Source organism: Ensifer sp. R-19, assembly GCF_049905105.1.
GTDB lineage: Bacteria > Pseudomonadota > Alphaproteobacteria > Rhizobiales > Rhizobiaceae > Ensifer.
On the sequence record NZ_CP184569.1, the window covers coordinates 83888 to 97834 of the forward strand.

A 13947-nucleotide genomic window follows, 5' to 3' on the forward strand; every position below is an offset into this window, starting at 1 on the left:
AAGTTCCGGACCGATGGAATGATCGGCGAGCAATATAAAGCCGGAATGACGGAGATGGCTGGCGCATTATGATCCGCGCCCTATCTGTTTACGGACGAGGTACTGGGGCGCACGCTGAATGATCGAGGAGGATATAGCCGCGTTGCTTGGTCGCGTCTCGCTTGGCGATCGCGACGCCTTCGCCGAACTCTACCGGCAGACGAGCCCGAAACTCTTCGGCATCTGCCTTCGTATCCTCGGAAATCGGGGTGAAGCGGAAGAAGCGCTGCAGGAAATCTACGTCAAGATCTGGCAGCGGGCTGGCCGATTTTCCCAAGGACAGGCGGCGGCGACGTCCTGGCTGGCGGCCGTTGCACGCAATCAGGCGATCGACGTCGTCAGGGCGCGAAAACCGGCCGCCAACGCGATTGACGAAGCCTACGATTTGGCTGATCCTGCTGCCGATCCGGAAAAATCGGCGGTCGTCAGAGCAGAGGGCAGGCGGATCGACGCCTGCATGGAGGAGCTTGAAAAGGACCGCGCGGAGGCGGTTCGGCGTGCCTATGTCGAAGGTCTGAGTTACCAGGAACTGGCGGATACCTTCGCCGTGCCGCTGAACACGATGCGGACTTGGTTGAGGCGTAGCCTCATGAAGTTGCGAGAGTGTATGGAGCGATGACGACACCAACCCCAGAGGGCCGAGATTTCCGCCGCGATGAGGTGATCGCCGGCGAATATGTGCTTGGCGTGTTGTCCGCTGACGACCGACGCAAGGTCGAGGCCCGTCTTGCTTCCGATCGCAACTTCGCCGCCATGGTCGACCGCTGGCAGAGCAATCTCTCCTCTTTCGACGAGGCCTATGACGCGGTGGTGCCTCCACCCAGGAGCTTTTCGGCAATCGAGCGGCGGCTCTTCGAAACGGCGCGGCCCGAGCCGGTCGCGCCGCGCCGCGGGCTGTGGAATTCACTGGCCCTTTGGCGGAGCCTGGCACTGGCTTCGCTTGCCGCTGTCATGGTCATGGGCGCTTCGCTCGCCGGCCTGTTCGAAGCGCCTCTGGCCGGCACCTCGCTCGTCGCGGAACTCGCCGGCAAAGGCACTGCCATCGATCTCGTCGCCCACTTCGATCGGGAATCGGGGCGGCTGAAGGTAACACCGGTTGCAGCAAGGCAGGCGGAGCAGAAATCGCTTGAGCTCTGGCTCATCAATGGCAGCAATCCGGCGATCTCGCTCGGCGTGCTGCCGCAGTCCGGCGAAGGCGAGATCGCCGTTCCATCGGCCTTCCGGTCGAGAATTTCGACAGGCTCGGTTCTTGCGGTCAGCGTCGAGCCGCTGGGCGGGTCGCCGACCGGATCGGCGACCGGGCCGATCATCGCGCTCGGCAAGGCGCGAAACCTCTAATCCGCCACGGAACAGGAATTACCATTTTCTATCAGATAGATACGTTTCAGGAAAATTTCTGAAACTCTTTCTCTCGCGCTTCCGTTGCTTGTTATGTTCCCGCGGTGGGAACGGCAGCTTCGGCGGGGCGGCTCACGCGTCGCCTCCCTCAACAGGAAGGAAGAGAAAGATGTTCACGTCTGCTATCCGCACTCTGGCGACAGCGTCCCTTCTTGCGGCAAGCGCACTTGTCGCCCATGCCGAAAATCCGATGGTCGGCGGCGCGCCGATGTATGCGGAGAAGAATATCGTCGAGAACGCCGTCAATTCGAAGGACCACACCACCCTGGTCGCCGCCGTCAAGGCAGCCGGTCTGGTAGAAACCTTGGAGGGCAAGGGCCCGTACACGGTGTTCGCTCCGACGAACGCCGCCTTCGACGCGCTGCCCGCGGGCACGGTCGAGACACTTCTTAAACCGGAAAACAAGGAGAATCTCACCAAGATTCTGACTTGCCACGTTGTTGCCGCCGACGCGATGTCCTCGGCGATATCAGGCATGATCAAGGATGACGGTGGCGAACATGACGTGAAGACCGTCGGCGGTTGCGTTCTCAGGGCCAAGGAGGATGGCGGCAAGCTGATGCTGACCGACGAGACCGGCGGCACGGCGACGGTAACGATCGCCGACGTCAAGCAGTCGAACGGCGTCATCCATGTGATCGACAAGGTGCTGCTGCCGAAGGGTTGACGAGCTTGCGCCGAGGCGGCGGTTCGTCGTCCCGGCGCTTTGCCAGCGGCCAGATGGCCGCTGGCTTTTCGAACCGCGCCTCACGGTGCTTTGATCCGCATTGTTTTGCCGTCGTTGTGGCCGGTCGCTATGCTCGCGAAAGGATCGGTAGGGGAGGCTTTTATGATCAACCGGCGCGTCTTCCTGTTGGCGGGCTCCGCATTCGCTGCGGTGCCGATAATCCAAAGTCTCACGCCGCTCGCCCGGGCCGCCGGCGGCGAATCCTTCGAGATCGTTAGGAGTGATGAGGAGTGGCGGGCGGTTCTGACCGACGACCAATACCGAATCCTGCGGCATGAGGATACGGAGCGCCCCTTCACCAGCGCGCTCAACAACGAGAAGCGCAAGGGTATCTTCCAATGCGCCGGCTGTGCGCTTCCGCTCTATTCGTCCGAGGCGAAGTATGACAGCGGCACCGGCTGGCCGAGCTTCTGGCAGTCATTGCCCGGCGCCGTGGCAACACGTGAGGACACCTCCCTGTCCATGACCCGCACGGAGTGCCATTGCCGCCGCTGTGGCGGGCACCTCGGCCATATTTTCGATGACGGCCCACCGCCGACCGGCAAGCGCCATTGCATCAATGGCCTGGCGCTTGCCTTCGTACCGGCGGCCAAATCCAGCTAGCACTCCTGTTGGAGCGGACGTTCCGGTTGTTCAGAACGACCCGGCCGGCGGCGAGGCTGCCGCGGCGCCGGAGAGTGCTGCCTGGAGCTTTTGCTCCTGTTCCGGTGAAAGCGACGTCTTCAGGACACGGCCACGCAGGTCCGGGAATTCGGCGAGCACTTTCTCAGGTTGAACCTTGCGCACGAGAATGAACAGCGCCGAGGAATTGTTGGGAATGGTGTTGCCGAGCGATTTGATGAACTCGTCGTCGATGCCGTAGTCCGTCAGCGACCCGGAGAGGGCACCGGCACCGGCGCCGAGCGCGCCGCCGATCGCAAAGCCCGCCAGCGGGTTGAGGAAAAGGAGGCCGACGAGCCCGCCCCAGATCGAACCGGAGAGCAGCCCGGACGTGGCACCGACGGCCGTCAGGTTCAGGCTCTGCTTGAGATGAACCTTGCCCTCCGTGTCGCGCACGACGACGACCGCGTCCTCAAGGTCGATCAGGTATTCCTTCTTCAGCCCGGCGAGCCGGACCAGAACCCTATCGGCTTCCTCAGGGGAATCGAACCCGACAACGATCAAATCGGACATGACTTTCTCCTATCTCTGGCCGCGCCACCGATGTGGACGCAACGCAGAGATAGAGCGGATTGCATGTCGGGGTAGTGACAGAGATCAAAGACTTTGGGTCGATCGACCCCGTGCGGAGCGCGCAGTTCAGGACGCGCTTCGGACGGTTTCCGGTATCGCCTAGCGGGCGATCGCCGTGCCGATCGCGGCACGCAGTTCGTCGATCCCCTCGCCCTCTTCCGAGGAGGTCGAGAGAACCTCCGGGAAGGCTGCGGGATGCTTCTTGATCTTCTCGAGCGTCTCGGCGATCAGCCGCGGCACGCCGGCGGCCTTGATCTTGTCAGTCTTGGTGAGCACGACCTGGTAGGAAACAGCCGCCTTGTCGAGCAGGGCGAGCACGTCCTCGTCATTCTTCTTGATGCCGTGGCGGGAGTCGATCAGCACATAGACGCGCTTCAGCGTCGAGCGGCCGCGCAGATAGTCGAACACCAGCTTCGTCCAGGCGTCGACCTGGTCCTTCGGCGCCTGGGCATAGCCGTAGCCCGGCATGTCGACGAGCGCCATCGGCGGCAGGTCGTCGGCCTCGCCGGAATAGCCGTCGGGCACGAAGTAGTTGAGTTCCTGCGTGCGGCCCGGAGTGTTCGAGGTTCTCGCCAGCCCCTTATGGCCGACCAGCGCATTGATCAGCGACGACTTGCCGACATTCGAGCGGCCGGCAAAGGCGATTTCCACCGGTCCCTCCGGCGGCAGGAACTTCATGGCGGGCACGCCGCGAATGAAAATCCACGGCCGGCCGAACAACGGCTTGTCGTCTTTGGTTTTGCTTTCGGCCATCGGCGGTCGGTCCTTCATCGAGAAAGTCCATGGCTTCCCGGTTTTGGCCGTGGATGTCAAGGCGTCGGCGTGCGGACCGGCCGTGTGGGGATGGTTTGCGCCCGCCGGAACTCGTTGAAGAGATAGGCAAGCAGCGCCAGAAAGATGAAGGTGCCGCCGATGATCGTCCGGCTGCTCGGCACTTCACCATGAATGATCGCGACCCAGAGTGGACCGAGCACGGTTTCGGCGGTGCCGAGCAGGGCGGCCAGCGCCGAAGGTACCAGCCGGGCACCGGTGACGAAGAGCGCCATGCCAAGCCCGAGGTTGAAGGCGCCGAAGACGAAGAGAAGTGCCAATTCGCCCGATGTCACCGCAAGCCCGGAAGACTGGCCCCCCGCAATGGCGCTGGCCGCGAAGCAGCCGAAGCAGGTGGCGGGCGTCATCCGCACATGCGGATAGCGGCGCGTGATGACGGTTGCCAGCGCGAAGACCACAGGGATCAGCAGTGCCAGCGCATCGCCGAGCGGCGACACGCTGCCCGTCAGGCTCTCCGACACCATGATGGCGACCCCGACGATGACGGCCGTGATCGCGCCCCAGGTGAAGCGCGATACCCGCTCGCGAAACAGGACCCAGCTCATCAGCGCCGCAAACAGCGGCACGCCGGCGCCGAGCAGCACGACATTGGCGATCGTCGTATAGGAAATGGCGATGATGAAGGAGGTCGAGGCGATGGTGAAGCAGAGCCCGACGGCGATGCCCGGCCAGCCCATGCCCTTGAAGAGTGCCAGCGTACCGCGCGGTCCGTCGCGCACCAGCATGAAGGCGAGCAGGAAGAGGCCGGCAAACATGCAGCGCCAGAAGACGATCGTCCAGCTGTCGGGGATCTCCAGGAAGCGGGCGATGGCTCCTCCGAAACTCCAGAAGAAGGCCGAGCCGAAGACGAGCAGGGCGCCAAGCTTCTCGTTGGCGGCGAACGGAGCGGAGGTGGCCGACGGGTCGGTCATGGCAAATTGTCCTGGAGCGAGGCGCAGAGATTTCGATATCGCCAGATGCCCGCGCCACGCGCCCGCGTCAACGCCATCGCGTGTCGCGCGACGGCGCAGAAACGAAAAAGCCCCGGACCGTGGTCCGGGGCTGTGGGATTGTCGTGCCGGCCGGCGTCATTCCGCCGGTTTGGGTTTCTTCGAAAACAGGCCCTTCAGGTTGTCGAAGAGCTCGATCTTCACGCCCTGGCGCTTCATGATGATCGACTGCTGGAGCACCGAAAGGGTGTTGTTCCAGGCCCAGTAGATCACGAGACCGGCCGGGAAGGATGCCAGCATGAAGGTGAAGACCACGGGCATCCAGGTGAACAGCATTGCCTGGGTCGGATCCGGCGGCGTCGGGTTCATGCGCATCTGCACGAACATGGTGACGCCCATGATGAGCGGCCAGACGCCGAGATGCAGGAAGGTCGGACCGTCGAACGGCAGCAGGCCGAAGAGGTTGACGATCGTTGTCGGATCGGGCGCCGAGAGGTCGTGGATCCAGCCGAAGAACGGCGCATGGCGCATCTCGATGGTGATGTAGATCACCTTGTAGAGTGCGAAGAACACCGGGATCTGGATGAGGATCGGCCAGCAGCCCGCCAGCGGATTGATCTTCTCGTCCTTGTAGAGCTGCATCATCGCCTGCTGCAGGCCCATGCGGTCGTCGCCGAACTTCTTCTTCAGTTCCTCCATCTTCGGCTGAACCTTCTTCATGTTCGCCATCGATGCGTACTGCTTGTTGGCGAGCGGGAAGAAGAGGCCCTTGACCACGATCGTGGTGATCAGGATCGCGATGCCGAAGTTGCCGAACAGACGGAAGAAGAAATCCATCATTTTGAACATCGGCTTGGTGATGAAGTAGAACCAGCCCCAGTCGATCAGCTTGTCGAAGTTGGGGATCGAGTAGGCCACTTCGTAATTGTCGACGACAGGAACTTCCTTGGCGCCGGCGAAGACGAGGTTCTTGACCTCGGACGTCTGGCCGGGGGCCACGGTCACGGCGTCGCTCTTGTAGTCGCTCTGGTAGCGGGCGCGGCCATCGGTGAAGTGCGTGAAGCGAGTGTCGTAAGGGGTCGCCTGCGGCGGGACGATCGCTGCAGCCCAGTACTTGTCGGTGATGCCGAGCCAGCCGCCGGTCGCCTTGCCGGGTTCGACGGACTTTTCGTCTTCGATCTTGCCGTATTTCAGTTCCTGCAGGCCGTGTTCGCCGAGGACGCCGATGAAGCCTTCGTGCAGCACGTAGACGCTCGGCGTCGTCGGCTTGTTGAAGCGGGTCACGCGGCCATAGGACGAAAGCGCCAGCGGCTCGGCCGTGCCGTTCTTGATGCTGTCGACCACTTGGAACATGTAGTGGTCGTCGACCGAGACCGTGCGGGTAAAGGTGACGCCCTTTTCGTTGGTGAAACTCAGCGTTACCGGGGTCGCCGCGGTCAGCTTTTCGCCGCCTGCAAGCGTCCACACGGTCTGCGGGCCCGGCACGCTGCCGGTCGCATCGCTGCCGACATAGCCGAGTTCGGCGAAGTAGCCGTCGGTGGTCTCTGCCGGGCTGAAGAGCGTGATGACGGGGCTCTTCGGATCGACCGTCTCGCGGTATTCCTTGAGCTTGAGGTCGTCGAAGCGCGCGCCGGTCAGGTTGATGGAGCCGGAAAGGGCTGGCGTGTCGATCGCAACGCGGGCCGATTTGGCAATTGCCTGGTCGCGGTTCTCACCGGCGCCCGGAATTGCCCCGCTGCCCGGCAGAGCTTGGCCCGAAGGCTGCTGCGTCGGGGTCGCCGACTGCGACGGCGACTGCGCCTGTTGCGCCTGCAGGGCTTCCGCAGCGATGCGTTCCTTTTCCATCTTCGGATTGACGTAAAGGAACTGCCAGGCAATGAGGATCAGCACGGACAGGCCAATCGCCACGAAATAGTTGCGGTTTTTTTCCATCATGGTTTCCTGGAACCGGCCGGCGGCCGCTTCTGTTTCGGCTTGTTTTCGATGCGCTCGCCAAGCCCCCGGGTCAAGGCGTCGAAGGGGGCGTTCAGGAGATCGCGTCGGGCGACAATCACATAGTCGTGTCCGGGTTTCATTGCAAACCCGGCGGAAAGCCGCACCGCCTCTTTCAGGCGTCGGCGCATCCGGTTTCGCTCGACGGCATTGCCGTGTTTCTTGGTAACGGTGAAGCCGACGCGGGCTTCGCCCTCCGGATCGTTGCGGTCGAGCACTTCGAGGAGAAACAAGGGGCCTCTACGGCTTTCTCCTGCCCGAACGGCCAAAAACTGCGGACGGCTTTTCAGCCGCCCGACAGTCGTTTTGTCTTTATCTGACGTCATGTGCCCGGACACTGGTTTCGGGCAGTTTCGGCTTAAGCCGAAAGACGCTTGCGGCCACGAGCCCGGCGGGCTGCGAGGACCTTCTGGCCACCCTTGGTAGCCATACGCGAACGGAAGCCGTGGCGACGCTTGCGGACAAGCTTGGACGGTTGGTAGGTACGCTTCATTTATTTAATACCGCGGTGTGCGGCCCTTCTTGGGTTTGCGTGTAGCAAGGAGCGTTTACGTTACCGGACGCGGCTCCGCCTTGCGGGCAGGAGGGCTTGACCGGACGTGCGCGGCTTATAAGGGGAAATTTCCCGGAAAGTCAATTGCGGCCGGCGATTCAGTGGCGGCGGGATCGTAAATATAAGCGGCACGCTCGATCGAGGCGTGTCACAGGCGCGCGAAAGGCGGGCATCTAGCCGAGATTGGTAAACAGAACTCTAATCGGCGCTCCCCAGAATGCCTGCCGGCTGCGACGAGTTTTATTAACCACGGCTATTTTAGGGTCGCCTCGGTGCAATGGGGTGGCTGAGTGTCCGATAATCGGACAGGTCTCGCGACCTTGTGGAGGTCGGGATGAAAATACGCGGTAAAATCTATCTGATCGTCGGGATCATGAGCCTGCTGGCGGTTGCGGTGACCGGGATGTCGCTGGTCGCCGTCAGCAGATACAACGAGAAATTCCACCAGTACGAGAATGTTGCGACGCGCGCCTTCAACGCGGAACGCCTCAATCGTCTGGTGACCGCGGTCGTCATGGAATCGCGCGGTATTTACGCCGCCCCGACCATCGAGAAGGCCAAGCCCTTCGCCGAAGGCATTCGCAAGAACCTCGACAAGATCGACGCGCTGCTCACCGAGTGGCGCCCGCTGATCCCGGCTGAAACGAAAGCGTCCTTCGATACGCTGGTCGCCCGCGCCGCGGAGTTCAAGACTTTCCGCGTCGAGACGGCGCGGCTTGGCGAGGAGGTCTCGCCGCAGGCCGCCAACGAGCAGGGCAACACCGATGCCAATCGCGCGAACCGCAAGGCTTTCCAGCAGCAGATCGACGGCGTTGTCGACATAAACCTGAAGACGCTTGAAGTCGTTACGGCTGACGTTGCCACCTTCGAGCGCGGTGTAATCATCACCATTCTCGCCATCGCCGGCCTCGGCATGCTCGCCGGCCTCGGCGCGGCCTTCTATATCGCAACGAACCATTTGAGCCGCCCGATCCTCGAGCTGACCGGCAAGATGAAGCAACTGGCTGGCGGCGATCTGACCGTCGACGTGCCCTTCGCTGGCCGCAAGGACGAAATCGGCGAAATGGCTGAAGCCGTTCAGGTCTTCAAGCAGAACGGCCTTGCCGTTCGCGACCTCAACGCACAGGAAGCGGTGCTGCGTGAAAAGAGCGCCGACCTCCAGTCGAGCATCGGCGTCGTCGTGGCGGCCGCTGCCGCCGGCGATTTCACCAAGCGCATCGGCAAGGACTACGAGAACGACGACCTCAACCGGTTCGCGAAAAGCGTCAACGAACTGGTCGGCAGCGTCGATGCGGGCATCGCCGAGACCCGCCGGGTGGTCGCGAGCCTTGCGGGCGGCGACCTGACCCAGAGCATGAACGGCCATTTCCAGGGCGCCTTCGCCGAACTGCAGAAGAACGTCAACGAAACGCTGTCGACGCTGCAGAAGACGCTGCGTGAAGTCCGCGTGACGACCGACACGATCAACGGCAACTCGTCCGAACTGCGTGCCGCAGCGGACGACCTTTCGAAGCGCACCGAACAGCAGGCCGCGGCCCTCGAGGAAACCTCGGCTGCCCTGGACGAGATCACCGTTGCGGTGAAGAGCTCGACCGAGCGGGCGCAGGAAGCGACCGTCATGGTCAACGAGGCCAAGCACAGCGCCGCGCAGTCGGCCGCTGTCGTACGCAACGCCGTCGACGCGATGGGCCGCATCGAGCAGGCGTCGAGCGAGATCGGCCAGATCACCAACGTGATCGACGAAATCGCCTTCCAGACCAACCTTCTGGCGCTGAACGCCGGCGTCGAGGCGGCGCGTGCCGGTGATGCGGGCAAGGGCTTTGCGGTCGTCGCACAGGAAGTCCGAGAGCTTGCCCAGCGTGCGGCAAGTGCCGCCAAGGACATCAAGTCGTTGATCTCGAAGTCCGGCAGCGAAGTGGCGACCGGCGTCCGGCTGGTTCAGGAAACCGGTTCGGCTCTTGGTGAGATCGAAGACCGCGTCCTGAAGATCAACGATCATATCCACTCGATCGCAACGGCGGCGCGCGAGCAGTCGACGGGCCTCAGTGAAGTCAGCACCGCGGTCAACCAGATGGACCAAGTGACCCAGCAGAACGCGGCGATGGTGGAGGAGGCGAATGCCGCCACCCACAAGCTCTCCGCCGAGGCCAACAACCTCGCCAACCTGATCGCCTACTTCAAGGTGGACAATGTCGCCGCCCGGCCGATCGCTGTGGCGCGTGAGGCAGCCCGCCCGGTCGAATCGCCGGCGCGCCGCATGATGGGCAACGTCGCCCGTGCCTTTGGCGGTAGCTCCGCTGCGGCTGTGGCGAAGGACGATTGGCAAGAGTTCTGATCGGCGCCTTGCCTCGCGACTGCTTGTTTCCGCAAGAGGTAGGCGATTAAGGGCGAAAGCAGGCAGCATTTGAAAGCGCTACAGCGACCTTTGCGCGTCTGAGAGGACGCGCGGCGCTGCAGGTGATCGGAGCCCGCGGTACCGTCATGGTGCCGCGGGTTCGCTTTTTTGGTAGCCTCGAATGCCAGCCGCCGGTCTGGCGTCACAGCCGCCGACAACGCACCGGCCAGACGATTGCAGAACTGTTCCCTGGGTGACTTACACAGATCCGGATTCTGTGCAGGTAGGCCAGACCGAGGCGGCAGCGCGCCGAAGATTTCGCTTCGGCGATGCGAGGGGAGGGAGATAAGCGGGATGTGGTCCTTTGCAATTGCCAACGGCGCGACACTGAATGATGTCCGCGCCTATGTCGCACCCCGCCCGGCCGCTCCGAGATTGGAAAACAGACGGCCATCTCCTATTATGGACCCTTGGCGCGAAGCCGATAGGCTCGGGCACGTGTGCGGGCTCTCGGGCGTTTTGGTTGACGGGCAGGGAAGTTTGTAAGGCATGGCGGAAGAGACGCGTCCGGCAACGGCAAGTGAGCCACTGAAGACGAGTGCGGGGTTCTTCCGGGGCCTTTCCGGCAAGCTGCTCCTGCTGACGATCGTCTTCGTCATGCTGGCGGAGGTGCTGATCTTCGCGCCGTCTGTCGCCACCATGCGCATTCGTTGGCTTGAGGATCGGCTGAACACGGCTGCCGCCGCTGCCGTCGTCGTCGACGGCTTGCAGAATGTCGAGCTGCCGCGCAGCGTGCAGAAGGACACGCTGATGGCGACCGGCACCAAGGCGATCGTCATCCGCCGCAAGGATGCGTCGCGCATGATCGCGCTCACCGACATGCCCGTTGAGATCGAAGGCGAATACGACGTCGCCAATTCCACGGCCTTTGCAGCGATCCGCGATGCCTTCGATACCCTGCTCTTCGGCGGCGATCGTGTGATCCGTGTCTACGGGCCGCTCGGCGAAAGCGACGCGACGATCGAGCTCCTGATGAAGGATGCGAGCCTGCGCAAGGCGATGCTCGTCTATTCGCGCAACGTCTTTGTCCTGTCGCTTATCATTTCGCTGATCACGGCGGCGCTGATCTTCCTCGCCATCAACCGCATGCTGATCACGCCGATCCGGCGGATGACGGCGAGCATGCAGGAATTCTCGGACGATCCGGCCGATCCGGGTCGGGTGCTCGTGCCGCCGGAGGGGCGAGATGAGCTTGCCGTCGCCGGCCAGCATCTCGCCAGCATGCAGCGCGAGTTGCAGAAGACGCTGAAGCAGCAGAAGAGCCTTGCCGAGCTTGGCCTTGCCGTGTCGAAGATCAACCACGACATGCGCAATATTCTGTCTTCGGCACAACTGATCTCCGACCGCTTGGCCGACGTGGATGATCCCGTGGTCAAGCGTTTCGCCCCGACCCTGCTGCGCACCATCGACCGGGCTGTCGGCTATACGCGCGAGGTCCTCTCCTATGGCCGCACCACCGAGGCCGAGCCGCATCGCCGCTTCGTGGCGTTGAAGCCGCTTGTTTCCGATGTCGCCGAACTGCTGGCGATCGATCCCCAGGCGGGCATCGATTTCCAGATCCAGATGCAGGACGACATCGAGGTCGATGCGGATAGCGAGCAGCTCTTCCGGGTGGTGCACAATATCTGCCGCAATGCCGTCCAGGCCCTGACCAACCATGAGCCGGAGGACGGCCGTCCGCGGCTTGTCACGGTGTCGGCCATGCGCATCGGCAGCGTCGTCACCATCTCCGTCGACGATACCGGCCCCGGCATGCCGCCGAAGGCGCGGGAAAACCTGTTCGCCGCTTTCCGCGGCTCGGCCCGCTCCGGTGGCACCGGACTTGGTCTCGCGATCGCGCGCGAGCTGGTGCTTGCCCATGGCGGCACGATCGCGCTTGTCGAAAAGCCGACGCCCGGCACGCTCTTCCGCATCGAACTGCCCGACCGGCCGGTGCCGCTCGACGCATTCCGCTCGAAGTTTCGCCACTAGCGCACGGCAATTCCCGCCCCATGAGGCGGGTAGCCGCTAAGGCTGGCGCCTCCAACAAATTTTTCCGGGGCCGCTTCCGCGGCGCAACACCCTGCTTTTCAGGGCATTGCTGCACCGCAGTCGTAGCGACTGTCCACAGCAAGTCGGGGCATCGTCGTAAAAATGAAATTTTTTTGCCGAACGGCGCTTGCAATCCCCGAAAGGACCCTTTAGAGAACCGCTCACGCAAGCGGTTCGACCGCTTCAGGCAAGCACCCGTAGCTCAGCTGGATAGAGCACCAGACTACGAATCTGGGGGTCAGGAGTTCGAATCTCTTCGGGTGCGCCATTCTTCTTCAATAGCTTAGGCTAGTCCAGATCCCCGTCGTTTGTGCGGGGATTTTTGCGTTTTGGGGCCATCCTTTCAGTCAAGCGCGGCGCTGTGCGACGTTGGCGCAGCTGTCGGTCGCGCAGCCGTTCGGCCACGCTTGGTTGCGAGCCGATTGCTTTGGCGGCGGTGCGCGAACGGCCGAGCGATCCCGCTCGCTCGGATGGCGGCCCGAGTTTCTCGATATGACGCAGCGCCACCGCTGCGAGGACCGCAAGGATGGTCACGGCGATCGCGCTGAGGATGGCCGCGCTGTTGAAGCCTGTCGTAAAGGCCGCCCGGGCATTCTCGATGAGGGCCGCCGGCAGTTCCGCCCGCACCGCCCGCGGGCCCCACAGACTGTCGCTGACTGCCTCGCGGGCCGCGTCCCCGAGGTTATCGGGTGTGCTGAGATCAATCGAATGGCGATAGATCGCAGTCGAGATGCTGCCGAGCACGGCGATGCCGAGCGAAATGCCGAGATTCCTGCACGGTTTCGGTCATGGCCGAGGCGGAGCCTGCCTTCTCGGGCGGTGCGGAGCCGACGACGAGGTCGGTACCGACTTCGCACATGAGACGTTGCTCGTCGACGAGCATCGTCATTTGCGGATGACCGTCCACTTCGAGGGGTAGGGGCCTTGCCCACAGTCACGACGATTTTTGATACTGCGACATATTCGCCGCACGGAGCGTGGGGTAATTGTTCAATGCTCCGAAGTGGTTACGTGACAAAGAATATATATTAGTATAATGTAATTTCTAGAGGTCGTGGAGGCGCCGAACCCGTCTCGGAGCCTTTGGGGGATAGTGACTCCGGATCACAAAAAGGCGGAAGCGCCTTCACGAACTTTTGACGCCTGTGTCTGAGAATTGGCCCAATGACTTCCTATATTCAGGAAGATATTGCGGCCACTGAAGGAAAGGAGGTGCCGGATGTATCGCTATATGATGAAAGAACTGCTGGTGATCGTAGCTGGCCTTTCGATATGTGCCTTCACGATCCTGTTCTTCCTAGTTAACTCGACGCCCAATCTCTGACGGAACCAAACGACGTTCCGCGAGCGTTAGCGTCACCGAAGGTGCGCCAGTATGTCCAGAGTGCGCCGATCCTTCTCTCCCCCGAAATAGTGCTCAAGCGCCTGTTCGAACAGGTGCCCGCCCTCGTCGGCCTCGGCAAACAAGGTCATCGATGACCGGAACTTCACGTCGTCGGGGCTGGAGAATATGTCGTGTGCCGATTTCCCTGAAACCGAATTGACCAGTTCGGTGCATTGCCGAAGCCGCAACCCCAACAGTGGATGGGCGAGATAGGCCCGCGCTTCGTCGAGCCCGGAGATCGCGTAGCGCTCTGCCATCGGCGAGTGCCCGAGGCCGGCGATCTGCGGGAAGACGAACCACATCCAATGTGTCCGTTTGCGGCCGTGGCCGAGTTCGTCCAGAACCGCGGCATAGACACGGTCCTGGGCTTCGACGAAACGTTTGAGCTCGAAGGGATCAGGCATTGCCGCGTCTCCTTCTCCACGCCTGCGGCGG

Annotated in this window: 15 protein-coding genes and 1 tRNA gene; 7 read left to right on the forward strand and 9 right to left on the reverse strand. The window is 62.5% G+C overall.

Annotated elements, in window-relative coordinates; all coding sequences use genetic code 11:
- Positions 1-118 precede the first annotated feature (118 nt).
- The 4 genes from ACN9MO_RS00400 (at position 119) to msrB (ending at position 2767) form a co-directional block, all read left to right on the forward strand.
- Complete coding sequence (locus ACN9MO_RS00400; RefSeq protein WP_113479694.1) at positions 119-658, forward strand: sigma-70 family RNA polymerase sigma factor; 540 nt, start codon at positions 119-121, stop codon at positions 656-658.
- Positions 655-1377, forward strand: coding sequence for an anti-sigma factor domain-containing protein (locus ACN9MO_RS00405; RefSeq protein WP_113132055.1), 723 nt, complete (start codon positions 655-657; stop codon positions 1375-1377). Before ACN9MO_RS00400 ends, ACN9MO_RS00405 begins: the two co-directional genes overlap by 4 nt.
- Positions 1378-1546: 169 nt before the next feature.
- The gene (locus ACN9MO_RS00410; RefSeq protein WP_113132056.1) at positions 1547-2104 is read left to right on the forward strand and encodes a fasciclin domain-containing protein; all 558 of its coding nucleotides are present in this window, start codon (positions 1547-1549) and stop codon (positions 2102-2104) included.
- A 162-nt stretch (positions 2105-2266) separates the two neighbouring features.
- Positions 2267-2767, forward strand: a complete 501-nt coding sequence (gene msrB / locus ACN9MO_RS00415) for a peptide-methionine (R)-S-oxide reductase MsrB (RefSeq protein ID WP_113132057.1) — start codon at positions 2267-2269, stop codon at positions 2765-2767.
- 30 nt (positions 2768-2797) lie between these two features.
- Here the strand turns inward: msrB and ACN9MO_RS00420 are convergent, their stop codons facing one another.
- From ACN9MO_RS00420 to rpmH, 6 genes are all read right to left on the reverse strand, one after another.
- Positions 2798-3337, reverse strand: coding sequence for a DUF1269 domain-containing protein (locus ACN9MO_RS00420; RefSeq protein WP_057248054.1), 540 nt, complete (start codon positions 3335-3337; stop codon positions 2798-2800).
- Positions 3338-3496: 159 nt separating this feature from the next.
- Positions 3497-4150, reverse strand: coding sequence for a ribosome biogenesis GTP-binding protein YihA/YsxC (yihA, locus tag ACN9MO_RS00425; protein ID WP_112947195.1), 654 nt, complete (start codon positions 4148-4150; stop codon positions 3497-3499).
- A gap of 56 nt (positions 4151-4206) precedes the next feature.
- Positions 4207-5139 (reverse strand): DMT family transporter, encoded by a 933-nt coding sequence (locus ACN9MO_RS00430; protein WP_113132058.1) that lies wholly within the window; start codon positions 5137-5139, stop codon positions 4207-4209.
- 156 nt (positions 5140-5295) lie between these two features.
- Positions 5296-7089 (reverse strand): membrane protein insertase YidC, encoded by a 1794-nt coding sequence (gene yidC, locus ACN9MO_RS00435; RefSeq protein ID WP_162733561.1) that lies wholly within the window; start codon positions 7087-7089, stop codon positions 5296-5298.
- Positions 7089-7487: a ribonuclease P protein component gene (rnpA, locus tag ACN9MO_RS00440; protein ID WP_057248057.1), complete on the reverse strand. Its 399-nt coding sequence runs from the start codon at positions 7485-7487 to the stop codon at positions 7089-7091. Before rnpA ends, yidC begins: the two co-directional genes overlap by 1 nt.
- A gap of 20 nt (positions 7488-7507) precedes the next feature.
- Positions 7508-7642 carry a 50S ribosomal protein L34 gene (rpmH, locus tag ACN9MO_RS00445; RefSeq protein WP_077962533.1) on the reverse strand — a complete coding sequence of 45 codons (135 nt, stop codon included), beginning with the start codon at positions 7640-7642 and terminating at the stop codon, positions 7508-7510.
- Between the two features lie 394 nt (positions 7643-8036).
- Between rpmH and ACN9MO_RS00450 the strand changes: the two genes are divergently transcribed.
- From ACN9MO_RS00450 to ACN9MO_RS00460, 3 genes are all read left to right on the forward strand, one after another.
- A complete protein-coding gene (locus ACN9MO_RS00450) occupies positions 8037-10037 on the forward strand; it encodes a methyl-accepting chemotaxis protein (protein ID WP_113132060.1) in 2001 nt (666 codons plus the stop codon).
- A 549-nt stretch (positions 10038-10586) separates the two neighbouring features.
- Positions 10587-12068: a sensor histidine kinase gene (locus ACN9MO_RS00455; RefSeq protein ID WP_113132061.1), complete on the forward strand. Its 1482-nt coding sequence runs from the start codon at positions 10587-10589 to the stop codon at positions 12066-12068.
- Positions 12069-12319: 251 nt separating this feature from the next.
- Positions 12320-12396 (forward strand) — tRNA-Arg (locus ACN9MO_RS00460).
- Positions 12397-12416: 20 nt separating this feature from the next.
- Here ACN9MO_RS00460 and ACN9MO_RS00465 read toward each other — a convergent pair.
- From ACN9MO_RS00465 to ACN9MO_RS00475, 3 genes are all read right to left on the reverse strand, one after another.
- Positions 12417-12872: a hypothetical protein gene (locus ACN9MO_RS00465; RefSeq protein ID WP_093231827.1), complete on the reverse strand. Its 456-nt coding sequence runs from the start codon at positions 12870-12872 to the stop codon at positions 12417-12419.
- A complete protein-coding gene (locus ACN9MO_RS00470) occupies positions 12829-13017 on the reverse strand; it encodes a hypothetical protein (RefSeq protein ID WP_158539360.1) in 189 nt (62 codons plus the stop codon). The genes ACN9MO_RS00465 and ACN9MO_RS00470 overlap by 44 nt, the downstream gene beginning before the upstream one ends.
- 467 nt (positions 13018-13484) lie before the next feature.
- The gene (locus ACN9MO_RS00475) at positions 13485-13916 is read right to left on the reverse strand and encodes a DUF1810 domain-containing protein (protein ID WP_057248061.1); all 432 of its coding nucleotides are present in this window, start codon (positions 13914-13916) and stop codon (positions 13485-13487) included.
- Positions 13917-13947: the final 31 nt, after the last annotated feature.

Bases quoted from the DNA above. Each gene is read 5' to 3' on its own strand.
- ACN9MO_RS00410 (WP_113132056.1), top strand. From the start codon at position 1,547: ATGTTCACGTCTGCTATCCGCACTCTGGCGACAGCGTCCCTTCTTGCG.
- ACN9MO_RS00455 (WP_113132061.1), top strand. From the start codon at position 10,587: ATGGCGGAAGAGACGCGTCCGGCAACGGCAAGTGAGCCACTGAAGACG.
- ACN9MO_RS00420 (WP_057248054.1), bottom strand. From the start codon at position 3,337: ATGTCCGATTTGATCGTTGTCGGGTTCGATTCCCCTGAGGAAGCCGAT.
- ACN9MO_RS00475 (WP_057248061.1), bottom strand. From the start codon at position 13,916: ATGCCTGATCCCTTCGAGCTCAAACGTTTCGTCGAAGCCCAGGACCGT.
- yihA (WP_112947195.1), bottom strand. From the start codon at position 4,150: ATGGCCGAAAGCAAAACCAAAGACGACAAGCCGTTGTTCGGCCGGCCG.
- ACN9MO_RS00400 (WP_113479694.1), top strand. From the start codon at position 119: ATGATCGAGGAGGATATAGCCGCGTTGCTTGGTCGCGTCTCGCTTGGC.
- ACN9MO_RS00430 (WP_113132058.1), bottom strand. From the start codon at position 5,139: ATGACCGACCCGTCGGCCACCTCCGCTCCGTTCGCCGCCAACGAGAAG.
- rpmH (WP_077962533.1), bottom strand. From the start codon at position 7,642: ATGAAGCGTACCTACCAACCGTCCAAGCTTGTCCGCAAGCGTCGCCAC.
- ACN9MO_RS00450 (WP_113132060.1), top strand. From the start codon at position 8,037: ATGAAAATACGCGGTAAAATCTATCTGATCGTCGGGATCATGAGCCTG.
- ACN9MO_RS00405 (WP_113132055.1), top strand. From the start codon at position 655: ATGACGACACCAACCCCAGAGGGCCGAGATTTCCGCCGCGATGAGGTG.
- msrB (WP_113132057.1), top strand. From the start codon at position 2,267: ATGATCAACCGGCGCGTCTTCCTGTTGGCGGGCTCCGCATTCGCTGCG.
- yidC (WP_162733561.1), bottom strand. From the start codon at position 7,089: ATGGAAAAAAACCGCAACTATTTCGTGGCGATTGGCCTGTCCGTGCTG.
- ACN9MO_RS00470 (WP_158539360.1), bottom strand. From the start codon at position 13,017: ATGACGATGCTCGTCGACGAGCAACGTCTCATGTGCGAAGTCGGTACC.